Below are 20256 nucleotides of genomic sequence, written 5' to 3'. Positions count from 1 at the left end.
GCCTCGGGGTCAGCGCAGGGCTTCAGCGAAGGCCTGTCGAAGGATGGTGCGCACGTCGTCAGCGCGGCGATTCAGCGCGTCGACCATGTAGTTTTCGCGCGGCGCGATGCGCCAGGCGCCCGTGGCGGCCTGCTTCTTGTGGGACTTCCCCCGCTTCGCGCCGCGGCGCACGCCGTACCAGAGGAAGGCCGGATAGAAGTCCTTCATGTCAGCCGTTTTCTGCGGCTCGATCTTCACCATGAAGCCTGGCCGGCTTACCCGGTAGATGATCGACCGGCGCAGGCGACCCTTACGCAAGCCCGGGTACTCGCCTTCACTGGAGCCCGCTTTTTTACCGACAAGCTTGCGCGCTTCTCCCCGTACCACGGTACCCGCGCGGCGCATTGCCTTGCGAATTTCCTTCTTGTCGAAGTCCAGCTTGCCATAGGTATCGAAACCGTCAATGTGCAGGTAGGCGGCTGGTCTAGGCATACAGGCCTCCGTTCGGCTGCAGCTGCCCCAGCTCTTCCACTTCCAGCAGCGTAAAGCGGTGGCCGCCGTTCATGTCTATCGCGCGCTTCACGCGATACACCACATTGGCATACACCACTTCGAAATCTATCGTCACCACTCCTAGGAACCGGAGGATGATGCGATGGGTGATCTTGTCATCGACCTGGACGCTGCCGCTGTAAATAGCAGTGCCCACCGGATCAATGCTTGCCCAGCGTTGTTTTTCCTCGCTGAACTCCGATACCAGGGTGCCGTCCGCAGCTGGGAGATCATCCCGACGGCGAAGCGTGACGCGCCGATTCAGGTCCCCGGCGGCTGGTTCAGCCAAGCGTTTCATAGGGCACCTCCGGCACATCGTCTCGTGGCCCGCTGAGATTCCTTGAGGACCACAGCAGATTTTCCACACCGAACGGCAGCGTTACTGCCCCTACGCCGGAACCGCCCACGGCCACCGCTTCACGGTTGGCATAGGCGTGAGCAATAAGCAGAAGCAGCGCGGACTTGAAGCTGGCCGGGAAATCGCTTGCCACGACCAGCTTCGGGTTGTCGCAGTACCACAGCGCCCAGGCCAGGGCCGACTCTGCATACAGCTCGATGAGGTCATCTTCATCGGTACCGTCTACGCGCAGATGAGCGCGGATAAGGTCCATCGAGAGCAGCTCAGCCAGGGCGATGGTCATTTATCGTCAACCTTTTCCTTCGCATCGGCTTCGGCTTTCTTGCTCTTAGCCGGTGCCTTTGGTTCGGCTTCTGCAACGTCTACGTATTCCGCCAACTTCATGCCCACCAACGCCTCGGCCGCTTCATTGCTGACCCGGCGGGTCTCGCCCTGGTCGAAGTTACCGGCGTGATAGTGGGAAAACTGGCGAAGCGCTTTGATCGTCTTCATGGTTCACGCGGGGCGGTTGCCCACCCCGGCCTCGGTTAAGCGAACACGCCTTTGATGATGGCGGTCGGGCGGTAGTGAGCCACTGCCAGACGCTCTTCGCAGAGGATGGTCAGCATGTTCTTGACGAAGTTGTCGCGATCTTCGCGGCTGACTTCGACAGTTGCGTCCATCCGGTCCCATACCTGCGAAGCGAGGTCGAAACCGCCCACAGTGAAGGTGCCCTGGGCCTGCGCCTTGGTGGCCACCACAGGCAGGCCCCACATCACTTTGGCAGCGAAGGCAGCGGGCCCGCCGAAGATGTAGCGACCGTCGGCATCCTTGAGCAGCGCAATGGCATGCCAGTCACGCGGGTGAAGGATGATGCCGGACGCTTCGAACTCCGAATCGCTGACCTGGAAGACCGCGTGCGCGATCAGATCGGCGCGCGTATCGCCGGTGGCAGACAGTGTCGTGTCGTAGGCGGTTGCAACCTTGTTCAGGCCGATGAGGTTGTCGCCGGTACCGTCGCCGTTCAGCAGCTGGCCTTCTTCAACGAGGGCCAGCCCGTACATCAGACGGTTGTTCACGTAGGATTCGAGCATCGGGGCATCGTCCATGATCTGGCGCGAGGCCTGAATCCAGTGGGCGATGGTTTTGACGCTGGCCGTTTCCTTGGTGAAGGTCAGGTTGGACTCTGGCTTGAGCGTGCCTTCAGCCACCGGCGCGGCGCTGTTGGTGAACACGTTCTCGCGAACGTATTCCAGCGAGTTAGAGCTGATGCGCCCCTGGGCCAGCAAGTCGCGGATGGTCAGACGGCGCAGTCCAGGCATCAGGATGCCAGGGGCGCGCTCTGCGGGAACTAGGTTGCCGGCGGAGGCGGCGCCGCTGCCCAGTGCCTTGTTGAAGCTCTGGACATCGATCTTGCTCGAACGACCGTCCCAGCCCTTTTTAAGGTCCTCGGCAGTGCGCTCAGCGAATGATTTTTTCGCTTCGGGGTTGTCCGGGTTGTTGCCGGACAGCTTCTGCTCAAGGTCGAACAGGCGATTGCCTGCAGTCTTGAGCTCTTCCTGAACAGTGGTCAGGTCGCCCTGGAGCTGCTTGCTGACAGCTCCAGTGGATTCGATTTCTTTCTTTTGGGCATCGAACAGCTCCGTCATGCGGGTTTGCGCGGTTTCGATGGCCTTCTGGATCTGTGCCAGATCGGTCATTTCGTGATCTCCAACGAAGGGAAGGTTTTCAAGCGCTCCAGGAGCGCGGCGATTTCAGACTTGTCGCCGCCTTCGGAATCGCTCCGAACCGCGGACTTGATGCGGGCGATGAACGCCTGCGCCTCGGACTTGGAGAGGCCGGCTGCATCTCGCAACCAGTGCTCCGCATCACGGATACTTTCGATTGTGTCCATGCTCTTGAGCGCGGAGACGATGGCCTGCTCGTTCGCCGGGAACGTGCAGATGCTGATTTCACTGAGCTGGGCAGCATTCTTGAAGGCATACCCCGTCTCGATCGGCGTCACGTCGGCTTTTGCAGCGCTGAAGCCCACCGACATACCGCCTACCGTGCCGTGGATCATGGCCGCTTTTAGGGCGTCCGATTGCGGGTTACCTGGGGTCAATTCGCCCCGTACATGCAGTCCAACGCTGTCTTCGGCCAGATCAAGCCATTTGCCCACCGGGATTTCATTGCGGCGATGGTTGAAGAACATGGCGACGGACCGGCTCTGGGTCTTCAGCGCGTTCGCGAAAGCACCCGGGAGGATGATGTCGCCATCCCCGTCGACGACGTTGAACACGCTGGCGTAGCCCTCGAACACCCCTTGGGCGCCGCCGCTGGCAAACTTGATCGCGGCCTGGTCGAAGGCCAGTGTCTTGCAGATGCTGGGCATTGCAGCCTCCAGAAAAATCAAACCCCGCTGGTGGGCGGGGTCGGGTTGCCAAGTTGAGTGATCGGCACGTTCTGCGATTGCCGGGTGGCGACGTCGCCGCCGGGTAGCGCGGGCCTGTTGTCGAGCCGGCGCGCCTCGTTGATCGTCATGAGCCCGGCATTTACCAGAGCCGTCATGAACGTGGCGCGCTGGGCGGAGTCGCCGCGCAGCAGGCCGTCCAGGTTGTGCTCGGCGTGGTAGCGGGCAATCTCGGATGGCTTTACCAACCAGCGCCAGATGGCCTGTTCCCACCGGATCAGGTAAGGCGAGAGCGTGTATTGCAGGAATCCAAGGTTCTGCTGCTCGATGCCGCTGCCCCAACTCGTCGACTTCTCCACGTCTCCCACCAGGTGGGGCGGTACGCCGAAGAACCTTGCAAGCTCGCTGACCTGGAATTTGCGGGCCGAAATAGTCTCCGCATCCTGGGGACTCACGCCGATGGCCTGGGTGGTAAATCCCCCCTCCAGAATCCACAGGCGCTTGCGAACCGGTCCGCCAGCGATCTCCCGGAAGTTGTCTTCGAGCTGGTTGCGCTGATCCTTGTTGAGCACCTTGTCGCCGGTCATCAGGATCTGCGGCGACTTGGCGCCGTTGGCGTAGAAGTCGCGCTGCTGGTCTTCCATCGCCACCGCCACACCGGCCGACTGCGCGGCGAAGGCTATGGGGGACAGGCCCACCATGCCGTTAAAGCCGAATCCCTTGAGATGGAAGATTTCCCGCTGGGTAAATTCTGCGTATTCGCTGTCGCGGCGGTACTTGTAGACCACCTTGCGCCCCTCCAGGCGCACGTCCATGTTCGGCGATAGCAAGGGGATGAGGCTGATCACGTCGCCTGCACCATTGCGCTCGATCAGGGCATAGGCATTGCCGTAGAAGCACAGCTGCATCGTCATGGCCTCGCGGAACTCCACGGCGGTCATGAACTGATTCGGGCTGTACTGCAGCAGCCGGGCAAGCGGGTTATCCAGGCTCACCTTGGCCCGCGTAGAGTCTCTGGTCTCGAAAACGTCCAGTGGCAGCCCGGATGACACCCCGGCAATGAGCCTCACACAGGCGAACACCGTCGAGATCTTCAGGGCGCGCTCATCGGTCACCAGCGAGTCGCCCACAGTCCCCGAGGCCGATACCGGCCCGAGTTGCGAGCCCTTCTCCGGGGTGACCAGACGGCCGCCGACGAAGAAGCTGGCCAGGCGCGCCCAAATCGGGCTTCGGGTGCGCAGGTCAATGCTGTAATCGGTATCGGCCATCACATACTCAGCGGTCTATTTAGGAAGTCGTCCACGTTTGCCGTGGCCGCCGGGTTCAGCGACATCAGCGAAACGGCGTTGAAGGTGGCCATCAAGGGGTCGATCTTGGCCGAGCCGGAGGCCTGTTTCGTAATCAGAATGGCGTTACCGCGGGGTTCGACCCGGGCATTGCCACAGCACCAGGCCATCATCGGCTGGCCGCCATGCACCAGGACGCCCTCTGCTAGCTTGCGCTCTGCCGTTTTGATTGCTCCGCCAAGCCGCCAGCCTTGGGAGATGCCCACGACCTTGTCTTCGGGAACACCTGCGGCAACCAGCGCGTCGAGGATGCCGCCTACACCGGCCGGGTCCACGCCCACCTTGTCCAGCAGGCTGTGTTTCTCGGCCATGGCGACAAGGTCGGCAAGCTGCTCGAAGTCCTGGCCTATGTGGTCAACCAGCACCAGATGGCCGTCCTTCGAAAAGTCGCGAAAGCGTGGTGCCTCTGCCTTGCGGCGCTCAAGTACCGACGGGTGAGCCCAGGCTGTCGTCCAGAGCAACCATTCGCGGGTGCGCTTATCGCGTCCCACTGCGGCAAACCCCAAGAGATCATCAAGGCCGCCGCCGTCGATGCCGATGTCGACCACCTCGCTGCGCTCGAGCAACTGTTCGAAGGTCAGGCCCGGTGCCAGCGCCTGGGTTTCCCAGAAGTCCGTGCCAGCCCAGCGGTCGGACATCAGCGCCAGGCCGATCTCGACGTTCAGATGCTTGGCCAAAAATCCCCGGAACGACTCTTCGCCGTCCATCTGTGCCTGGGCATAGCCGCGCTCGATGAACGCTTCGTCTACCGAAACACCTAGGTTCGGGTTGGTGACGTAGGCGTTAGGCGCCTCGCGGTGCGCTCCGGCGTCCAGCATGTGCTTGGGGAATTCGTACAGGACCGGCAGGAACGACTTGTCGGCGATCGTGCCGTCGCGTACCTGGCGGGCGTAGAGCAGTTTCTGCCTGAACACACCCGCTGGCGGCGCATCGGACTGGGTGGTGGCCCAGATGATGAAGCCTTCGGGCCTTGAGGCCAGGCCGCCAGTAGCCTCACGCAACATCGCCTCGGCATTGTTGCGCTTACCAAACACCCAGAGTTCGTCAATGAACACGCCGATGGCTTTCTTGCCCGATACGGTTTCGCTGTCGGCCGCAACCACCTTTAGGGTCGCGCCAGTCTCGTAATGGGTGACGGTGCGCAGGTGATCCTGCACCTTAAGCAGCGCGGACAGCTCTTCATCCGCCCGGACCATGTCGCGGATCGGGATATAGGAGTTGTCCGCAATTTCCTTGGTCGGCGCCAGGATGATGAATTCACCTGAGGTCCGCCAGTTGAGCACCAACGCTGTCAGCATGATGCCAGCGGCGATAGTCGATTTGCCGTTCTTCTTGCTGATCAGCAGCATGAACTCGCTGATCATGCGTCGGCCGCTCTCGGGGTCGTAGGCGCCGAAGATAGCGGCGACGAACTCATTCACCCAAGGTCGGACCGTTTCGCACATCAGTGGGCTGCCAGTGGCATCAACCATTCGCAGCGCCCCGAAGACTTCCAGCGCTTCGGCCGCCTGGTCGGGAAACAGCGGCGGGAACGGTATCAGGCTCTCGCGCGCGACAATTCGTCGCTCCCAGTCAGGGCACGCAGTGGACCACTCCATCATTTCACCGACCGCAGCGGGCCTCTACGTGTGCCGAATTTGCCAGCGGCCACCTCGGCGGCCTTTTCCCTCGCCTGCTCCTTCTTGCCACCCTCCCCTTTGCGCTGGTGCACGAAGGGCATGAGGGCCTTGGCGGCGTCTCGGCGGTCCTTGGCTTCCAGCTCCGGATCGTTCATTTGATCCATGAGGAAGGCTAGCGGGTCTGTATAGCGGCGCACCTGGCCTGGTTCGTTGGACGGCGCTGCGTTAACACTTTCGTTAACGTAAGCATTAACGGGGGCCTGGGCGGTGACCTTACCCAGCTCACGTAACACATCAGGGTCTTTCGCCAATCGAGAGCCAGCTGCAGATGCCGTCTTTTCGGGACATCCAGCGGCAATCGCTGCATTTCTGTTAGACGCACCTTCCCTCACCGCAGCAACGAATGCGCGCTTTTTTGGGGTCAGGGCCATTAACGAAAATCCATGGTGGGAAAAAAATCTGTGCGTGCGGGGCGGGCGGTGTCCGAGGGGGTCGAAACCCCAACTTTTGCCCTCCCCCCGCCCCAGAACGGTGCAGACCCGACGAACGGTCGCTTTTCGGGTCAGCTGCGGCCTGCGAGCGACCCCGATGCCGTCTTCAGCTTGTGGCACGGGATGCAAAGGCTTTGCAGGTTCGAATCATCATCGGTCCCGCCTTGAGCCTTGTTGATGATGTGGTCGACCTCAAGGTCAAGGGTTACCAGACGGCAGTACTGACAGGTGTACAGATCACGCTGCAGGATCTCTTCGCGCTTACGCCGCCATGGGCGTCCACCACGGCCGGAGCCCCAGCCATTACCGCTCTCGCCTGCTGGCTTGGCGCTCAGTCTGCTGGTGTCCATCGCCTGAATGCGCGGTTTCAATGTGGTCAGCTTGGCCATTCCCTACTCCGAACGTGATCAAGCCCTTGGCCTTGCGGTAAGCCAAGCGTGCTGCCTTGCCCATTCGTTCGCGACGATGAGCACACCCGCTACACGCCACGTTCGCGCTCCCGCTTGAGCAGCATGCGCCGACCCGCGCGGGACAGGACCATGTCCTGGCACCGGTGGATTGCTGAGCAGAACTCACCTTGATCCCTCGGATGTTCAGGAGGCAGATCGAGGTACAGGTTCCAGGCCAGCGCCAACAGCCTCACTATCTCAGCTTCACCATCAGTCACATCCGGTTCGCCTCGTGTGAAAGGTCGCGTAGCCATAGTCGGTTGTCTCCGTGCGCGCCACGATTTGGCGTATCTGAATTTGTGGCGCGCTTATGCTTTCTGGTCGCCCACGACTGTGAGCTGCTTGCCGTCGACACGAAACACCACGGTCAGCTCAACAGGCTCCCAGCCAGTGGCGCTGGTCATTGTCGTGCGTACCTGGCAGGGAAGCACCTCGCCGTCTTCGGTATGCAGTGCAAACGGGCCGCCCTGCTCCTTCATGTCCGGTAAGTTACGTTCAATCCTGCTGGGAGGTGGGCTGGCCCGGCGCTCTATTCGCTTGAGGATCAGCTTCATGGGTATCCCTCCAGCGGCTCGCGATCCCCGCCCCATTGCTCGGGCAGGGTGCAGCGGGTCACGTTCATGGCGTACAGCTTCTTGGGAAGCTCGTCCCGTGGGGATTCATACCCTGGGGCGGCCACGTAGATGCGTATCCGGTCGGTGCGGCATTCGTAGGTGCGCCCGATATAGCCCAGACCATTCCCCACAATGAAAACGATCGGAGCCGCCAGCATCCAGCGCATTGCCCTCTTGGCATGGGTCATTCGTGTGCCTCCCGAACGCGGCGCACGCCTCTCCTGCGGTCGCGCCCTATGATCAGAGCGCCCACTCGGCGGAAGAAGTACGCGGCGTTGAAGATGGTGAAGCCTACGAACATAGCGCTGTATGTGCTGTTATTGGTCAGCTTCCATGGTTCGAAAACCCACAGGCAAGCGTAGGAAATTAGGAGCAGCAGGGAGGAGCACAGTATGTACCCCACCTCTGCGTTGTCGGACTGTCGTCGGTCCTTCGGATCAAGTGCGAATACCACGCAGCGGATCAACACAAGCAGGTAGGCCACTACGGCGCCCAAGGAGATCAGTAGCATCATCGCGTTCCAGGTGGTGTGAAGTTTTCCACCCAGGCCTTAACTTTGGTTTCAAGTACTCCAAGAACCGGGTAGGCGAAGAACCCCAGAAGCATTGTGTAGCCAGATTTGTACTGGTTCGTCGGGTCTATGAATTCGCCCGCTACCTTTCCGATGAAGAAGGAAATAACCAGCTTGGAGATGAAGAGCTTGTAGGAGAACCGCATCTCGGTGGATGGCGGGTAGAAGTAGCTGACCACGCCGCCCATCATGCCGAGCAGGCCGAACTGGCTCCAGGCGAGGGCCAACGCGAGGTAATAGGCCACGTGCTGTCCTCGTCTGCTGTGGTGCCTCTGGCCCGCTGGTGACTTTTGAGGCCCTCATGGAGCGCTGAATGTGTGCGGCGCAGAAACGAAAAAGCCCGACGCATTGGCCGGGCTCTATGGATATTTGCCAAAGGCAAAATTATCAGAATGGCGAAATGATGCCGCAGCGCCCTCAAAAAATCAAGCAGCTTGTTTCATCGTGAAAATTGCTCGGGAAACAGGCATCAAGGCGGACTTATCTAGCTGGTTACAAGCATCGAAACAGCGCTCTACGAAGTCCCCCCAATCCCGCTCCCAATTAGGCCCGATCAGTACCACTCCGAACTGTGCCAATATCCAAAGCCGCATCTTCTCGACAGTTGGCAACGGGTCATCCCCTTCGCTCTGTCCGCCCTGGTGCATACGGCGATACCGGTGCAGAACTGCCTGGGCAACATAGCGCGCCTTCTCGAACTTGCGGGCGGTCATCTTCTCCCCTGCTGCGTAGGCGATGTGCAGCACCCGATCATCCGCCGACTCCTTGTCGTCATCCGTAGCCATGGGGCTGTACATGTAGTTGCCGAACGCCTGCAAATGGGGCGGCAGCGTTGCGATGGCATGCTGAATGCGCGCCGAGATGGACTGGTGCATGGCGTGCCGGCTGTTCACCGACTTCTCGGTCTTCTGCACAGTGCAGCCCAGCAGGCCGATCTGCTCGATGTGGGCTCCCTGGCTGTCCCACGGGGTGTACAGGGCATCGTGCCAGGCCAAACGTGCCGAATTCAGATTGATCATGCTACCTCCGCTAATGCTTCGATGCGGACGCGCACAGCGCCGCCCTTCGTGGTTTCTTTGCTCAGTCGTATCTGTGTCGCAAAAATGCTGTCATCGACTCCCAGCGCATCTGCCAGGCCGTCTCGCCCGGCCTTGAACATGGCCAGCAGGTTGTCGTCGTCACGCCGGCGCTTGTCCGGCGGCACGAACTCGAGGATCAGTAGCGCTTCCCCTTTCGGGGTCTGCATGCCGGCTTGCTTGGCCAGCAGGTGGCAGGCGGCGCGGTAGGCCCGGGCCGCCCTGCTCTTCTTCGACCAGTGCACTCTGGCGTTCGGGCTGCACGCGGCCGGTGGCCAGGGCAAGGTCACTGCATTCACGCAACCATCCCCCTCACGGCGTCGATCAGCTGGCGCAGCTTCGTCACCGCGGCGTCGGGCAGGTCATCAAGCACGTCTTCCATTTCGGAGAGCTTGTCCTTGATGTCTTCACCGTCTGCGGCTGGGGTGGTTGGCTTGGGCGTGGCCGGGGTGGTCGGCGCGGGCGTCGGCGCGGGAGCTGGCGTTGGTACCGGTGCCGGTGCCGGGGTGCTCGGCTGCGCAACCTGTGCTGGCCCGTGGTAAGCCTTGAGCGCGCGGAACGTGGCCCGGCCGGTACCGGTGCCGCCCACCTTCTCCTGGCTGTAGATCCCGGCCTTGAAGTACCAGGTGTCCTTGGCGTACGAGGCCATGTCGAACTGGTAGCCCTCGGCCGGCAGGGTGTCGTTTACCACCTGCTTACCGTTGATGAAGAACTTGGCCTTGCCGTCCTTGCTGATCTCGAAGCGGTAGGTGAAGAACTGACCCAGGGTGTAGCCCTTCAGCAATACGGGCTTGTCTTCGTCACCGTCGAGCTTGCGGCGCAGCTGGGCATAGATCGTGGTGTCGGTGATCTGGATCTTCAGCGGCGGGTGGTCTGTCTCGCCGTGGATCTGCCCGATGATCGCCTTCTTCGACTTGGGCAGTTCCTGCACCGCAATCTCGGCTTCCAGGCTGTGCAGCTCTGCGCTGGCGGGCTTCCAGTTCGCTTCCTTGTCGTCGCCATTCGTCAACGTCTCGCGCAGCTCTGAGCGCGGGTAAGTGCTGTTCTTGGTGGACTTGATGTTCACGCCATTTGAGGGGGCGATGAACGTGATCGAGCCGTCGGCCTGCCGCTGGAAGAACGGATCTTGATAGCCGGAATTGAGCACCTTGGTCGGAATGACCGAGGCGCCCGCCGGGATAGTCAGGTTAAAACACGACAAGTCGATCATGCTGCTACCACTCCTTCGCTGATTAAAATGGCTTGGGTTCTCATTACACCTTCAGCGAGGTAGAGCCTCGCCTGATCCCGGTCACTGGCGCGCCGGTCCCGGAAGTCGCAGTAGTCATGGCACGCAGAGCACGCCCAGGCGCCCTGCAGGTCGTTTGGCTTGAATCCCATACCCGAGGTACCAGCGAGGCGGTAATGCGCCAGCACGGTCGTTTCAGGGTTGTGGTTGCAGATGCCCGGAACGCGCACCTGGCAGTCGCGGCCACGGGCGGCCTTGGTCAATTTGGTCTGGCGCATCAGTACCGACCTCCCCACCGATCCGTCTGGGTCCAGCGCACACCATGCTCGGCGCCAAACGCGCTCATGACCTCGAACAGGTCGCTGAACCACTTGGCTGACTGCTTGCGGGTGGACTGGCCGAGCACAACGAAGCCGCCATCCAGGCCGGGCACTGCGCGCTGCTTCTCGACCGAGGCGCTGAATACGTGCTTCCAGTCCTCGTCGCTCAACTTCTGGCCGTACCACTCAACCTGGTTGGCGATGTCCCGAAGCATTGCCCACATCTTCCGGTTCATGACGTCAGGGCGTTTCTCGTCCTTGATGACGATGACCTTGGGGGTTTCCAGGCTGGTGCTATGCAGGAAGCCGATCAGGCGGGTAATGTCCGCTGGATGGCGTAAGGCGAACTCGGTCATGGCTTCACCTCGACGCGCAGGCCAGCGGCACGAATCCTGCGCTGCGACATGTCGATACCCTGCTGGATAGCCAGGCACTCATCTAGAGTGCAGGCCCAATCCCTCGGGTTGATCTCCGGCAGCACCACCACACACTCTTCCCTACTCGCCACCCAGACATTCCCCATCTGGTCCTTCACGTCTGCGAACTGGTCCTTGAAGGGCTGGCGCTCCCACCACGTGTTGAATTCGGAGCGGGCGCGGTCGGTCATGGGCGCGCCTCCTTGGCCATGGCTGGCTCAGCATCCGGCAGGCTATCGATGGCATCACGCACGGTCCTAAAAGGTCCGTCTAGCAACCAGCGGTTACCCTCATGGACCTCTTCGAACCCGTAGGGCTCGCATGCCGCGTCCAATCGGTCGAGGCGCTCCGCATCCCGGCGCCGGGCTTCGTTCTCGATCCGAAGCTTGGCAACCTCAACCAGCACCGCTGACCATGACTCGAACCCATCAGCCTCGCGCAGCTGCTGGAGATACTGCTTATGCTCACGCAGCTCCTTCACCTCACCACGCAGCCGATCCGCCTCTTCGGCTTCAGCCTTGGCGCCCATTTGGTAGCCTTGGATGGATGCCTGCAGGCGCTCGTTTTCGGCCTTGAGCTGGTCGCGCTCTTCCATCACGCGAATGCATACGCGCTGCTGGCTGTCACGGTCTTCCCGCAGCCGCTCGTTCTCGGCGCTCAGGGCCGCGCTACCCGCCCTATACGCCGCCTCCCAGTGCGCCTGCTCAAACTGGCTGAGCTCGTCCCAGGCGATACCGAAGTGGTGGGCGGCGGCTTGTTGCATGGTTTGGTTGGTCATGCCCGCACTCCTCGAACTTCTAGAAAGAGCTCACCAAGGCCGAGCACCTCAACGACCTTTGTCATCACCAAGCCAAAGATCAGCATCACGGCAGCCACCAGGATCAACGTGCAAACCACGAGGATTGCGCCGCCTAGTGCGTTGCGGATGAATTCGTTCATGCAGCACCCCGCTTAGCTTCAAATTGGGCAATCGCAGCGCGGATCTGGCGCTTGCGAAGGTAGGTCTTCACGCGGTCCGCTTGAGCCTTCTTCTGGCGGGCCTTCTCGGCCTTGGCCTTGCCTTCCGCCACGACAGCGCGGACGCTCTCAAGCTTCTGGCGCAGTTCGGGGGTGACCTCTCGCACCTGCCCGGTCAACAGGCCAGCGATGGCCATACCGTCTTGGGTGATCGGGGCGATGCTCAGGTCAGCGAGGCACTTCGCGGCCCGTTCCTGCGGGATCAGCTGCATGCGGACAGCCTTCTCGATCGCAAGCACGCGGCTGTTCGGGTCGAATCCGAGCGACACGTCCCATTTGGCCGGCTGAGCCTCTGCGCGGGCCTGGGCCACCAGACGCTCGTAGGCGCTCATGAAAGCCATGCGGGCACCGATCTTGTCGCCAGCGGAGAGGATGGGTGCCGAGGCGTTCATGGCGGTTCGGATCTCGTCCGTCATCACCACGGTCTCGCGCTCATCTGAGGCAGCGAGCGCAATGGCCCAGGCCTCATCCTTCCCGGGGCGGCCGTCACAGGCGTGGATGCGCTCGAGGATGGCGGCCAAGGTGAACTTGCCGGTCAGCCCACGGCGGCAGGCCTTGAGCGCGGAACCGATTGCTGCCGGTTCGTACTCTGAAAGGTCGTCAGCCATGATCTCGGCCGCGTCAGCGGTCAGGGTCTGGCCCAGAATCTCAGCGGTCGCGACGATGGCCAGGGCCAGCTTGGCGACCTGCTCGTCACTCATGCGCTCAGAGGAATTCATTGGCTTCCCTCTTGGCGCGACCCATGATCCGCTGCGCTGCTTCCTGCCCGGCACTCAGGTTCGCCTGCTTGCGCTCGATCTGCTGGGCAGTGATTGAGTTGACTTGGCGCCCAGTGATCCACTGCGTACGGATGCCTTCTGCGCGAGCCACCAGCAAGCCGAACTCATGCGAGCTGCGCAGGAAGAACGAGTCGTTGATGGTCACGTAGAAGGCCGCGACCTCTGGGGCCTCGTCCGCTCCCAGGCGCTGTACGAGCTGGGCGACCTGGCCGTTCACCTTGGCATTGCGAACAGGCTCGACCCCGTAGCGCTCGCCGTAGGCGTGTGCATAGGCAGCCCAGGTGTTGCTATTGGCTATCTGGGATTCGGTCTTCTGCTTGGGCTTGGGCTTAAGCACCTGAACGTTCGACGGCGCCGGAGCCGGATTTTCGGCGACCGGCAAGGTATGTGTATCCGGAATCAGAACATCAGGAATCAGAAGATCAGAATCAGAAGAGAGGGAATCAGCCGGAGCGCTTCCGATAAATTCGGAACGAGTACCGAGAAAATCGGAAGTGATACAACCCTCTGATACAGAAGGAATTTCCGACTCCTTCTCGTTCTTGTGCGGATTCTGGTGTTTGGTGAAGTTCACGACCTCGATGAAGGCCTTGCCGCTGGCCGTGTAGCGAACGATGAAACCTTTGTGCGCCAGCCAGTGCAGCATGGCGTCCACATCAGCCTCTCTGTAGGGGAAGATTTCGGCCTTGATGCGCAGAGGACGATCCTCCAGGCGCCCTTCCCTGTCAGCCAGCAGCCAGAGGCCCTGGAACAGGAGAGTGCACAGGGGGTGACCAACGCCCAAGATCTCGTTGGTGAACAGCGCGGGTTTGATGTTGCGTGCGCGAGCCATGGTCAGAACTCCAGACGCTTGATTTCAGAAAGGAGGGCCCGGCTGTGACGCTGGATGTATATCTGGCTGAGCTTCTGCTTGCGGGCATCGAAGTCCATGCCAACGTCAATCAGGGAGGCATTCACGCGCTGCAGATGCTCAATGCAGCGAATCTCACAAGGCGTGAGGTGGTCACGAATGGAATCCGTAGGGCTGATGCAGTGGGCGGCCCGGTAAGCCTTCGACGGCATGCCCAGAGCGATACGGTTGATCAGATCGAATTCATTGCTGAAGTGGTAGTGCTTGATCTCTTTGCCGGCAGCCAGCCGACCATGCTTGATGGCATCTGTCAGTGCCGGGGCTTCCAGGCGCGCACGTTCGCGAGCCTGCTTACCCTCAACTACCTGAATATGGCCGACCACCACCGCATCGAATGTACGAATGACCTGGAGGTGAAACTTTGCGCTTACCCACATGGCGTACGCATAAACCAGCTCCTTCATTACGAAGGTGCCGCCGCTACGACCTTCGAGCGTAACTACCGGAATTCCGGTAGTTTCCAGTTCGGCAATCAGCTCTCCGGTTTGCTGGATGGCCAGCCAATAACCTGGGGCGTGACGCTTCTCTTTGCCTGCGGCCTTGTGCAGGTCGTTCAGGCAATACCGCCCTTCGAGGTCCTGCCTGATCTTGATGCCACCCAAGGTGAGCGACATTGTGGGCGCCACGTTTTGAAAGATCTCATTTCGTGGCGCGAGATGCTGGGTATTGCCTTGTGCCTGTAATTGCATATAATTGGCCCATCACGTTGTTGAAGAGCCGGGTCACTACCCCGGCTTTTTTTTGCCTTCAATTTGGCTGGTACCTGAATAGGGACCGAGCCACCTGTACTGCTCTGCTCTACATCTCTACCGCTTCGCTTCTGGTCCCTAATCAGGGACCGACTTCTTCGGCTTTGGAATTAGCGGGAAAACATTTGTGGCGAATGACCCATGAACTGGATCGTTCGCCATGTGTGCCTCTTCCAATGCGTCCAGGACCTTTTTGAAAATCTCCTTGATGAGGTTCTCGCCAGTGGTCCCGGCGTTTTGAGCAACACGCTCAAGAACGTCCATCTTGCTTTTGTCCAGAATTGCTACCGGCTCTGAACCTTTCATCAACGGCCCTCTTTCTCAGCTCGGGCTGCTAGGCCCGTTTTTTTTCGAGCCAGTCCGGCAACTCTCCGGTCTGCTCGATCACTTCAATGACGGCCTTGAGGATTTCGCGGCTCAACACGCTGTGTTGAAGCTTCAGCTTGTGCGAGATAGCCCGCAGCCGATCGAAGTCCTCATCATCAAGCCGCACCTTTACCTGGTGCTCGTGCCGGTGCGCTTTTTCGTCGTAGGCCATCGGTGTTTCCTGCTTCCTAAATCGTTCGTGGGTGGGTTAAGCGGCCGTTTTCTTGGCCAGGGGCTGCGATGGGAACGGGCGAATCTCTTCCGCTGAATAGGTGCCATCAGGGTGCCGAGTAACGTAGATTGCCCGCCCTACACGGATCGCCTTGCTCAGCCCGCCCTGAGTCATGCCAAGGATGACGGCAGCCTCCGACTGGCCCAGCTCACCGGCGAAATCTTTGATGTGAACGCGGTTCATGGTCATCTCCATGGGTTTCCATGGGCCGATATTACCTATGGCATTTGATATTGTAAATGCCAACGGCATTTGTACGGTATTACCGTTGGGAATACGATTTCGCGCATGAGCAAAAAGCCACTGTCCGCTGAGAAAAAACAGGAATGCCTTCAGTTGAAGGCCATCTTCGAATCGAAAAAGAGAGAGCTCGGGCTCACCCAGGAGAAGCTTGCTCATGCGCTAGATATGAATCAGAGCTCGGTCAGCCATTACCTAAATGGCGTCAACCCGCTCAACGCATCGGTGGCAGCATCGTTTGCCAAAATTCTGGGAACTGAGGTTTCGGCATTCAGCCCGCGGCTTGCTGAGGAGATCGCTCGCATTGCGGATAGCGTGAGCAAGCCTAAGCCCGAGCCCTTCGACGCCAATGTAGAGCCGGCCTTTCGCCCGTCCCGGAAAGCCTCCACGTATCCCGTCATCAGCTGGATCGCTGCAGGCTCCCGTTCTCAGTCTCCTGAGCACTATGTTCCCGGCTCTGGCCTGGCGTTTGAATCCGATCAAAACGCAGGCGAGTACGGCTACTGGCTGGAGGTAAAGGGCGGCTCTATGACGTCCACGACCACTCCCTCTTTTCTGCCTGGGACTTACGTGCTGGTCCAGCCTGAAGGGTTCGACCTGGTTAGCGGCAAGTACTACATCGCTCAGCACCGCGACGGCGAGACGACGTTTAAGCAGTACGTCTATGACGCAGGCCGGGAGTACCTGGTACCGCTCAACCCTGCATTCGAAACCATCAAAATGGACGATGACTGGGATGTGATTGGACGGGTCATCGACGTGAAGATCACAGGCCTGTAGGCGTGGGCGGGGCTAGAGCGATGGTCGGTAGGTACAATGGTTTGACAGGAAGGTTAACGGTGTTTAAGATTTGCATCGGTGCATGTAAAGCCTGGATAGCTGCGAAGCATGATTTGTATCGTAAGCGCTCTGTAAGGGCGCCAGTCCCAGGGTTTGCACCCCCTTTCCTTAAGCTCCGTATCTCATGACAAGAACATTCATATACTTGGATGAGAGCGGAGACCTAGGCTGGAAATTCGACGCCCCTTACCGAGAGGGCGGGTCCAGCCGGTATCTCACCATCGCCGCAGTGATCGCTTCTGAGGGCTCCTCAAACGCCCCATCTCGAGCCATGCGCCGCCTGTACAACAAATTCAAGTGGCCCACCGACGCAGAGAAAAAGTGGTCTCGCATGCTGCCAGAAGAGCGCTCTGCATTCGCCACAATCGCTAAGCGCGCAGCGGTGGCTGAAAATGGCGGCATCAAATACGCAGCGTTGACAGTCAAGAAAGAAAATGTTCAAGAGCATATCCGCCGAGACCCGAACAAGCTCTACAACTACATGATCCGTATGCTGCTTCTGGACGAGATGGCCAAAGCGGACGAGGTCATGTTTTTTCCGGATGACCGCAGCATCAAGGTCAAGAGCGGTAATAGCCTTCACGACTACCTACAGACCGAGCTCTGGTTCACCAAAAACGTAGCTACGGTGCTCAAGACCTATCCTTGCGACAGCTCAAAGAACCTACGCGTCCAATTCGCTGACATGATCTCCGGCATCGCTCAAAGCCATTACCAGGATCGTATGTCCGAACCATATCGACTGCTAGCAGCGCATTTCCAGCCGCGCCTTCTGTTCAACAGCTAACCCAGAGCTTCTGCCGCCACGTCTCGACTAAAGCCCGCCCCCGAGCGGGCTTTTTTGTGCGCGCGTGGCGGCTATCAGCGTCCTCCAAGGCTCTAACCCGTTGCTTTGCTTGCTAAATGAAATTTCCTACACTACTGTATATGCAACCAGTGTCGCATTACGGAGGTACACCATGGCAAAAGCTCGCAAAGCCGTTCCCAGCACCCCACCATCGTCCTATGAACTGCTCGCAGCTCGCCTCCAGCGCGCGATCAACGCTCCGAAGGCTCAGCTCTCCAGGTCGGCCGTTCTTGAGCGCCTGCCCGGCGATGACTTGGCTGATTGGGACCGCATCCTTGGTGAGATCTCTGAAAACGACAATGTGACGATTGCCTACCGCGACGATGGCTTCGTGAATTTGTACTGGACGCTCCCCGCCCAGGACTGAAACCAGACATGCAGGTGAGCCCGCCGCTGAGCGGGCTTTTTTACGCCTCCGATTAAATATATTGCCATTGGTATTGACGACGAATAATGCCATCGGTATTGTTCACCCATCGCCACCGAGTACCTCATGAGGGACCAGAGGCGAAGGGACTATTTAGGTACCGACCGCTCTTTAACAGTTCAGACCGCCAAGCCTGCTGGCATAGCAGGCCAGCATCCCCATAGGGCTCTGCTGCGATCAGGAATCCAAGTGGCACGCATGCCCAATCGAGGGGGAAGCGTGAGCCGGTGTGAGCGAGCCGGGCCTGAGAGAACAGATTTCACTGGCTGGCCTTGGCGACAGGGCCAGACGGGAAATCAACTGCCCCAGAGGCGAAACGATAATGAGCAGAACCTTTGAGCAAGGATGGGCGGCAAGGCCTTTCGCAGAACAGTTTCCAGAAATGGATGCGAAGGATGCCGAGAGGCTTGATCGGCTTAATCATGCGATCACCGATCTCTACATGGCAGACATGCTGACCGATAGCCAGGTGAAGGCAATTCGGGAAAAGAAGATGCCCAAGGTGGTCAGCCAGGCAGTCGCAAAGACGCGAAAGCAGCACCCAGCGGGCGACCCTGGCCAGGGTTAACGGCCCGCTGGCATTCGCAAGAGTGCCCATCGGGGAGTGATCTGGGTCGGCCCTCCATAAACCAGCCGAGAAGCCCATCAGGGAGGCAACTGGAATATGTGGCCGGCCAGATCATTCCGCCGATGTAGATGAATGCGCAGGCTGATGCGCTGTTTACTGAGCACAAGCGGCCACGGGCAGCAATGCCGTGATTAGAGCAGCTGGATGGCTCCGCTTCCAAGCCAGCAAAGCCGGAGATCAGCACCGGCCATCTGCATCACCCCTTCCCCACTTACGACCGCATTGGCGGGTGCCAGGCCGGCTATTCACGCCCAGCTTGGTCCCTGCGCGTCTGGCATCCGGCCAATGCGGTTGGCCTTGCAAACAACTCAGCGTCCTCGGAGGCGCTCCATGGCAGAAGAACTGATAGCGCACATCTGCACGATCTGCGGAAGCGCTTGGCCGAAGCGCGAAAAGGCGAAACGGCATGTGAGCCGTAAGCATCCTGAGCGGGTGTATGCCAAGCAGGGCCCGGGGCAGCACGTGAAATACCTCTGGCTTGACATCACTCATTACTCGCCCCGGAGGCGCCCATGAACGCACTAGCAAAAGCACAAGAGCGCTACGACTACGCCGAACCGGCGGACGACAGCGCACATCAGGAAGCGATACAGCGCTGGATCGACGACGCGGCCGAACGGCTGATCTGCGGGCAGGACATCGAGATTCGCCAGCGCACTTGGCACGTCGCGACCGTGACGCACGGCGACTTCCTGCTGCGGGTTCAGGAGCACCTGACCAGCCGCCTGGATCAGGACGACGACCTGAACTTCGCCCAGCTGGTGATCGACGCCATGGGCGGCAATGGCCGTGAGGCGATGGCGCGGCGCCTGCTGGGCCCGACCGATCATTCGCTGGGTGTCCTGCACCAGATCGCCGAGGGCATGGTCACCAAGCACGCCGAGGCCGGGCTCGAGCAGGACCGCGAGGACGACGAGCTATGACCAGCATCCATGTGCTGATCGGGCGGTATCTGGATGACCTCGAGGTCAATCCCGACCTGCCCTTTTACGAGGCTGTCGTTGAGAAAAAGATCATCGACGGCTTCATGTCCGGCCTGCTCCGGGCAGACGAATTCCATTACTACTGCGAGCGGTTCAGCCGCTTGGCGCAGCGTGACGTAAGGAGAGCGGCATGATTGATTGGAGCAAGGCGCCGGAAGGGGCAACGCACTGGGACCCGGTTGACTGCAATCATCTAAGGCAGGCCGGCTCAACTGCCTTGATGTGGAGCATTTGCACAGGCTGGGTCGAAAAGGGGTGGCAATATCCAAGCGACCTTTCGACTATGGAGCGCCTAATCGCTAGGCCAGCGTGGGATGGTCAAGGCCTGCCGCCTGTAGGGACGGTGTGCGAGGTTAGGAACGCGATCAGCGGAGGCTGGGATTCAGTTGATGAGGTTCTCTCCCATACCCTTATCAAAGGGGCGCCGGTAGCTGTTTGTAAGCGCGGGGATCTCGTCTTCTATTCGCATGCCGAGGACTTCCGTCCGATCCGCACCCCCGAGCAGATCGAGGTGGAAGAGCGGGAACGGGCAGTAGCCGAAATGCTTTCCGTCTGGAAGAAAACGATGGGGCGCTTTGCCGAAGAAGAGGCCGGGCTTGCTGAAATGCTTTACGACGCTGGCTACCGCAAGCAGGAGGCCGGCCAATGAGCACTCCAGCCGTCACAACCCACATCGACGAGCAGTTGGCCGAGATCGAGCGCAGTTTCGCCATTCTGAGCTTCGGCGCGCCGTTCAATGAGCCGTGCTTGATGCCGCGCAACTTGCCGGTGAGCAGCCTGCCCTGCCGGATCAAGTGCACGTTCAAGGGCAAGCGCGCGACGGTGAGGGCTCGCCAATGAGCCACCAC

The 20256-nt window shown here is 60.1% G+C and carries 36 protein-coding genes; 8 read left to right on the top strand and 28 right to left on the bottom strand.

All coding sequences use genetic code 11. The annotated features are described in order from the left end of the window. Positions 1-9: 9 nt before the first annotated feature. The 28 genes from LG385_RS06410 to LG385_RS06275 all read right to left on the bottom strand — a co-directional run bounded on the left by LG385_RS06410 (position 10) and on the right by LG385_RS06275 (position 15626). Positions 10-471 carry a hypothetical protein gene (locus LG385_RS06410; RefSeq protein WP_225773322.1) on the bottom strand — a complete coding sequence of 154 codons (462 nt, stop codon included), beginning with the start codon at positions 469-471 and terminating at the stop codon, positions 10-12. Continuing rightward, positions 464-829 carry a phage head closure protein gene (locus LG385_RS06405; RefSeq protein ID WP_225773320.1) on the bottom strand — a complete coding sequence of 122 codons (366 nt, stop codon included), beginning with the start codon at positions 827-829 and terminating at the stop codon, positions 464-466. The genes LG385_RS06410 and LG385_RS06405 overlap by 8 nt, the downstream gene beginning before the upstream one ends. Next, on the bottom strand, positions 813-1172 hold the full coding sequence (locus LG385_RS06400; RefSeq protein ID WP_225773318.1) for a head-tail connector protein: 360 nt from the start codon (positions 1170-1172) through the stop codon (positions 813-815). The genes LG385_RS06405 and LG385_RS06400 overlap by 17 nt, the downstream gene beginning before the upstream one ends. Then, positions 1169-1381 (bottom strand): hypothetical protein, encoded by a 213-nt coding sequence (locus tag LG385_RS06395; RefSeq protein ID WP_225773316.1) that lies wholly within the window; start codon positions 1379-1381, stop codon positions 1169-1171. The genes LG385_RS06400 and LG385_RS06395 overlap by 4 nt, the downstream gene beginning before the upstream one ends. Before the next feature lie 35 nt (positions 1382-1416). Beyond that, positions 1417-2568 (bottom strand): phage major capsid protein, encoded by a 1152-nt coding sequence (locus tag LG385_RS06390; protein ID WP_225773314.1) that lies wholly within the window; start codon positions 2566-2568, stop codon positions 1417-1419. After that, a complete protein-coding gene (locus LG385_RS06385) occupies positions 2565-3242 on the bottom strand; it encodes an HK97 family phage prohead protease (protein WP_225773312.1) in 678 nt (225 codons plus the stop codon). Before LG385_RS06385 ends, LG385_RS06390 begins: the two co-directional genes overlap by 4 nt. A 17-nt stretch (positions 3243-3259) precedes the next feature. Next, on the bottom strand, positions 3260-4528 hold the full coding sequence (locus tag LG385_RS06380) for a phage portal protein (RefSeq protein ID WP_225773310.1): 1269 nt from the start codon (positions 4526-4528) through the stop codon (positions 3260-3262). Continuing rightward, a complete protein-coding gene (locus LG385_RS06375; RefSeq protein ID WP_225776183.1) occupies positions 4528-6204 on the bottom strand; it encodes a terminase large subunit in 1677 nt (558 codons plus the stop codon). The genes LG385_RS06380 and LG385_RS06375 overlap by 1 nt, the downstream gene beginning before the upstream one ends. After that, positions 6204-6656 carry a terminase small subunit gene (locus LG385_RS06370; protein WP_225773308.1) on the bottom strand — a complete coding sequence of 151 codons (453 nt, stop codon included), beginning with the start codon at positions 6654-6656 and terminating at the stop codon, positions 6204-6206. Before LG385_RS06370 ends, LG385_RS06375 begins: the two co-directional genes overlap by 1 nt. Positions 6657-6787: 131 nt before the next feature. Beyond that, entirely contained in the window at positions 6788-7105 is a 318-nt protein-coding gene (locus tag LG385_RS06365) for an HNH endonuclease (protein ID WP_413247305.1), read from the bottom strand. Between the two features lie 368 nt (positions 7106-7473). After that, positions 7474-7719: a hypothetical protein gene (locus tag LG385_RS06360; protein ID WP_225773306.1), complete on the bottom strand. Its 246-nt coding sequence runs from the start codon at positions 7717-7719 to the stop codon at positions 7474-7476. Beyond that, positions 7716-7967, bottom strand: coding sequence for a hypothetical protein (locus tag LG385_RS06355; protein ID WP_225773304.1), 252 nt, complete (start codon positions 7965-7967; stop codon positions 7716-7718). The genes LG385_RS06360 and LG385_RS06355 overlap by 4 nt, the downstream gene beginning before the upstream one ends. Continuing rightward, positions 7964-8293, bottom strand: coding sequence for a hypothetical protein (locus LG385_RS06350; protein WP_225773302.1), 330 nt, complete (start codon positions 8291-8293; stop codon positions 7964-7966). The genes LG385_RS06355 and LG385_RS06350 overlap by 4 nt, the downstream gene beginning before the upstream one ends. Then, on the bottom strand, positions 8290-8595 hold the full coding sequence (locus tag LG385_RS06345) for a hypothetical protein (protein ID WP_225773300.1): 306 nt from the start codon (positions 8593-8595) through the stop codon (positions 8290-8292). The genes LG385_RS06350 and LG385_RS06345 overlap by 4 nt, the downstream gene beginning before the upstream one ends. Positions 8596-8775: 180 nt before the next feature. Beyond that, positions 8776-9369 carry a hypothetical protein gene (locus tag LG385_RS06340; protein ID WP_225773298.1) on the bottom strand — a complete coding sequence of 198 codons (594 nt, stop codon included), beginning with the start codon at positions 9367-9369 and terminating at the stop codon, positions 8776-8778. Then, complete coding sequence (locus tag LG385_RS06335; RefSeq protein ID WP_225773296.1) at positions 9366-9725, bottom strand: endodeoxyribonuclease RusA; 360 nt, start codon at positions 9723-9725, stop codon at positions 9366-9368. The genes LG385_RS06340 and LG385_RS06335 overlap by 4 nt, the downstream gene beginning before the upstream one ends. After that, positions 9722-10636, bottom strand: coding sequence for a polysaccharide lyase family 7 protein (locus LG385_RS06330; RefSeq protein ID WP_225773294.1), 915 nt, complete (start codon positions 10634-10636; stop codon positions 9722-9724). The genes LG385_RS06335 and LG385_RS06330 overlap by 4 nt, the downstream gene beginning before the upstream one ends. Beyond that, on the bottom strand, positions 10633-10932 hold the full coding sequence (locus LG385_RS06325) for a DUF1364 domain-containing protein (RefSeq protein ID WP_225773292.1): 300 nt from the start codon (positions 10930-10932) through the stop codon (positions 10633-10635). Before LG385_RS06325 ends, LG385_RS06330 begins: the two co-directional genes overlap by 4 nt. Further along, entirely contained in the window at positions 10932-11330 is a 399-nt protein-coding gene (locus LG385_RS06320; RefSeq protein WP_225773290.1) for a recombination protein NinB, read from the bottom strand. The genes LG385_RS06325 and LG385_RS06320 overlap by 1 nt, the downstream gene beginning before the upstream one ends. Next, on the bottom strand, positions 11327-11581 hold the full coding sequence (locus LG385_RS06315; RefSeq protein ID WP_225773288.1) for a hypothetical protein: 255 nt from the start codon (positions 11579-11581) through the stop codon (positions 11327-11329). Before LG385_RS06315 ends, LG385_RS06320 begins: the two co-directional genes overlap by 4 nt. After that, positions 11578-12168, bottom strand: coding sequence for a hypothetical protein (locus tag LG385_RS06310; protein WP_225773286.1), 591 nt, complete (start codon positions 12166-12168; stop codon positions 11578-11580). The genes LG385_RS06315 and LG385_RS06310 overlap by 4 nt, the downstream gene beginning before the upstream one ends. Then, positions 12165-12329: a hypothetical protein gene (locus tag LG385_RS06305; protein WP_225773284.1), complete on the bottom strand. Its 165-nt coding sequence runs from the start codon at positions 12327-12329 to the stop codon at positions 12165-12167. The genes LG385_RS06310 and LG385_RS06305 overlap by 4 nt, the downstream gene beginning before the upstream one ends. Continuing rightward, positions 12326-13126, bottom strand: a complete 801-nt coding sequence (locus LG385_RS06300; RefSeq protein WP_225773282.1) for a hypothetical protein — start codon at positions 13124-13126, stop codon at positions 12326-12328. Before LG385_RS06300 ends, LG385_RS06305 begins: the two co-directional genes overlap by 4 nt. Next, positions 13113-14018 (bottom strand): hypothetical protein, encoded by a 906-nt coding sequence (locus LG385_RS06295; RefSeq protein ID WP_225773280.1) that lies wholly within the window; start codon positions 14016-14018, stop codon positions 13113-13115. The genes LG385_RS06300 and LG385_RS06295 overlap by 14 nt, the downstream gene beginning before the upstream one ends. Before the next feature lie 2 nt (positions 14019-14020). Continuing rightward, positions 14021-14710: a KilA-N domain-containing protein gene (locus LG385_RS06290; RefSeq protein ID WP_225773278.1), complete on the bottom strand. Its 690-nt coding sequence runs from the start codon at positions 14708-14710 to the stop codon at positions 14021-14023. 213 nt (positions 14711-14923) lie between these two features. Continuing rightward, positions 14924-15151 (bottom strand): hypothetical protein, encoded by a 228-nt coding sequence (locus LG385_RS06285; protein WP_225773276.1) that lies wholly within the window; start codon positions 15149-15151, stop codon positions 14924-14926. Positions 15152-15179: 28 nt separating this feature from the next. Then, entirely contained in the window at positions 15180-15383 is a 204-nt protein-coding gene (locus LG385_RS06280) for a hypothetical protein (protein ID WP_225773274.1), read from the bottom strand. Positions 15384-15419: 36 nt separating this feature from the next. Continuing rightward, positions 15420-15626 (bottom strand): Cro/CI family transcriptional regulator, encoded by a 207-nt coding sequence (locus LG385_RS06275; RefSeq protein ID WP_225773272.1) that lies wholly within the window; start codon positions 15624-15626, stop codon positions 15420-15422. Positions 15627-15731: 105 nt separating this feature from the next. Between LG385_RS06275 and LG385_RS06270 the strand changes: the two genes are divergently transcribed. The 8 genes from LG385_RS06270 to LG385_RS06235 all read left to right on the top strand — a co-directional run bounded on the left by LG385_RS06270 (position 15732) and on the right by LG385_RS06235 (position 20248). Beyond that, a complete protein-coding gene (locus LG385_RS06270; RefSeq protein ID WP_225773270.1) occupies positions 15732-16463 on the top strand; it encodes a LexA family protein in 732 nt (243 codons plus the stop codon). 184 nt (positions 16464-16647) lie between these two features. Continuing rightward, positions 16648-17310 (top strand): DUF3800 domain-containing protein, encoded by a 663-nt coding sequence (locus LG385_RS06265; protein ID WP_225773268.1) that lies wholly within the window; start codon positions 16648-16650, stop codon positions 17308-17310. 172 nt (positions 17311-17482) lie between these two features. Next, on the top strand, positions 17483-17737 hold the full coding sequence (locus LG385_RS06260) for a DUF1654 domain-containing protein (protein WP_225773266.1): 255 nt from the start codon (positions 17483-17485) through the stop codon (positions 17735-17737). 382 nt (positions 17738-18119) lie between these two features. Further along, positions 18120-18365 carry a hypothetical protein gene (locus LG385_RS06255; RefSeq protein WP_225773264.1) on the top strand — a complete coding sequence of 82 codons (246 nt, stop codon included), beginning with the start codon at positions 18120-18122 and terminating at the stop codon, positions 18363-18365. A gap of 572 nt (positions 18366-18937) precedes the next feature. Continuing rightward, positions 18938-19348, top strand: coding sequence for a hypothetical protein (locus LG385_RS06250; protein WP_225773262.1), 411 nt, complete (start codon positions 18938-18940; stop codon positions 19346-19348). Beyond that, positions 19345-19542, top strand: a complete 198-nt coding sequence (locus tag LG385_RS06245; protein WP_225773259.1) for a hypothetical protein — start codon at positions 19345-19347, stop codon at positions 19540-19542. Before LG385_RS06250 ends, LG385_RS06245 begins: the two co-directional genes overlap by 4 nt. Continuing rightward, positions 19539-20057, top strand: a complete 519-nt coding sequence (locus tag LG385_RS06240) for a hypothetical protein (RefSeq protein WP_225773257.1) — start codon at positions 19539-19541, stop codon at positions 20055-20057. Before LG385_RS06245 ends, LG385_RS06240 begins: the two co-directional genes overlap by 4 nt. Further along, a complete protein-coding gene (locus tag LG385_RS06235) occupies positions 20054-20248 on the top strand; it encodes a hypothetical protein (RefSeq protein WP_225773255.1) in 195 nt (64 codons plus the stop codon). Before LG385_RS06240 ends, LG385_RS06235 begins: the two co-directional genes overlap by 4 nt. The last annotated feature ends 8 nt before the right edge of the window (positions 20249-20256 follow it).

The sequence above is a fragment of the Pseudomonas sp. Marseille-Q5115 genome, from assembly GCF_916618905.1.
Classification (GTDB): Bacteria; Pseudomonadota; Gammaproteobacteria; order Pseudomonadales; family Pseudomonadaceae; genus Aquipseudomonas; species Aquipseudomonas japonica_A.
The sequence above is the reverse complement of the archived record's forward strand: the minus strand, read 5'-3'. Positions and strand labels throughout refer to the sequence as shown.

Coding starts and splice junctions, on each gene's coding strand:
- LG385_RS06255 (WP_225773264.1), top strand. CDS start 18,120: ATGAGCAGAACCTTTGAGCAAGGATGGGCGGCAAGGCCTTTCGCAGAA.
- LG385_RS06365 (WP_413247305.1), bottom strand. CDS start 7,105: ATGGCCAAGCTGACCACATTGAAACCGCGCATTCAGGCGATGGACACC.
- LG385_RS06325 (WP_225773292.1), bottom strand. CDS start 10,932: ATGCGCCAGACCAAATTGACCAAGGCCGCCCGTGGCCGCGACTGCCAG.
- LG385_RS06245 (WP_225773259.1), top strand. CDS start 19,345: ATGACCAGCATCCATGTGCTGATCGGGCGGTATCTGGATGACCTCGAG.
- LG385_RS06330 (WP_225773294.1), bottom strand. CDS start 10,636: ATGATCGACTTGTCGTGTTTTAACCTGACTATCCCGGCGGGCGCCTCG.
- LG385_RS06240 (WP_225773257.1), top strand. CDS start 19,539: ATGATTGATTGGAGCAAGGCGCCGGAAGGGGCAACGCACTGGGACCCG.
- LG385_RS06265 (WP_225773268.1), top strand. CDS start 16,648: ATGACAAGAACATTCATATACTTGGATGAGAGCGGAGACCTAGGCTGG.
- LG385_RS06340 (WP_225773298.1), bottom strand. CDS start 9,369: ATGATCAATCTGAATTCGGCACGTTTGGCCTGGCACGATGCCCTGTAC.
- LG385_RS06270 (WP_225773270.1), top strand. CDS start 15,732: ATGAGCAAAAAGCCACTGTCCGCTGAGAAAAAACAGGAATGCCTTCAG.
- LG385_RS06315 (WP_225773288.1), bottom strand. CDS start 11,581: ATGACCGACCGCGCCCGCTCCGAATTCAACACGTGGTGGGAGCGCCAG.
- LG385_RS06295 (WP_225773280.1), bottom strand. CDS start 14,018: ATGGCTCGCGCACGCAACATCAAACCCGCGCTGTTCACCAACGAGATC.
- LG385_RS06375 (WP_225776183.1), bottom strand. CDS start 6,204: ATGGAGTGGTCCACTGCGTGCCCTGACTGGGAGCGACGAATTGTCGCG.
- LG385_RS06300 (WP_225773282.1), bottom strand. CDS start 13,126: ATGAATTCCTCTGAGCGCATGAGTGACGAGCAGGTCGCCAAGCTGGCC.
- LG385_RS06350 (WP_225773302.1), bottom strand. CDS start 8,293: ATGATGCTACTGATCTCCTTGGGCGCCGTAGTGGCCTACCTGCTTGTG.
- LG385_RS06280 (WP_225773274.1), bottom strand. CDS start 15,383: ATGGCCTACGACGAAAAAGCGCACCGGCACGAGCACCAGGTAAAGGTG.
- LG385_RS06360 (WP_225773306.1), bottom strand. CDS start 7,719: ATGAAGCTGATCCTCAAGCGAATAGAGCGCCGGGCCAGCCCACCTCCC.
- LG385_RS06410 (WP_225773322.1), bottom strand. CDS start 471: ATGCCTAGACCAGCCGCCTACCTGCACATTGACGGTTTCGATACCTAT.
- LG385_RS06380 (WP_225773310.1), bottom strand. CDS start 4,528: ATGGCCGATACCGATTACAGCATTGACCTGCGCACCCGAAGCCCGATT.
- LG385_RS06355 (WP_225773304.1), bottom strand. CDS start 7,967: ATGACCCATGCCAAGAGGGCAATGCGCTGGATGCTGGCGGCTCCGATC.
- LG385_RS06390 (WP_225773314.1), bottom strand. CDS start 2,568: ATGACCGATCTGGCACAGATCCAGAAGGCCATCGAAACCGCGCAAACC.
- LG385_RS06405 (WP_225773320.1), bottom strand. CDS start 829: ATGAAACGCTTGGCTGAACCAGCCGCCGGGGACCTGAATCGGCGCGTC.
- LG385_RS06290 (WP_225773278.1), bottom strand. CDS start 14,710: ATGTCGCTCACCTTGGGTGGCATCAAGATCAGGCAGGACCTCGAAGGG.
- LG385_RS06250 (WP_225773262.1), top strand. CDS start 18,938: ATGAACGCACTAGCAAAAGCACAAGAGCGCTACGACTACGCCGAACCG.
- LG385_RS06310 (WP_225773286.1), bottom strand. CDS start 12,168: ATGACCAACCAAACCATGCAACAAGCCGCCGCCCACCACTTCGGTATC.
- LG385_RS06320 (WP_225773290.1), bottom strand. CDS start 11,330: ATGACCGAGTTCGCCTTACGCCATCCAGCGGACATTACCCGCCTGATC.
- LG385_RS06370 (WP_225773308.1), bottom strand. CDS start 6,656: ATGGCCCTGACCCCAAAAAAGCGCGCATTCGTTGCTGCGGTGAGGGAA.
- LG385_RS06400 (WP_225773318.1), bottom strand. CDS start 1,172: ATGACCATCGCCCTGGCTGAGCTGCTCTCGATGGACCTTATCCGCGCT.
- LG385_RS06305 (WP_225773284.1), bottom strand. CDS start 12,329: ATGAACGAATTCATCCGCAACGCACTAGGCGGCGCAATCCTCGTGGTT.
- LG385_RS06275 (WP_225773272.1), bottom strand. CDS start 15,626: ATGAACCGCGTTCACATCAAAGATTTCGCCGGTGAGCTGGGCCAGTCG.
- LG385_RS06395 (WP_225773316.1), bottom strand. CDS start 1,381: ATGAAGACGATCAAAGCGCTTCGCCAGTTTTCCCACTATCACGCCGGT.
- LG385_RS06385 (WP_225773312.1), bottom strand. CDS start 3,242: ATGCCCAGCATCTGCAAGACACTGGCCTTCGACCAGGCCGCGATCAAG.
- LG385_RS06235 (WP_225773255.1), top strand. CDS start 20,054: ATGAGCACTCCAGCCGTCACAACCCACATCGACGAGCAGTTGGCCGAG.
- LG385_RS06285 (WP_225773276.1), bottom strand. CDS start 15,151: ATGAAAGGTTCAGAGCCGGTAGCAATTCTGGACAAAAGCAAGATGGAC.
- LG385_RS06260 (WP_225773266.1), top strand. CDS start 17,483: ATGGCAAAAGCTCGCAAAGCCGTTCCCAGCACCCCACCATCGTCCTAT.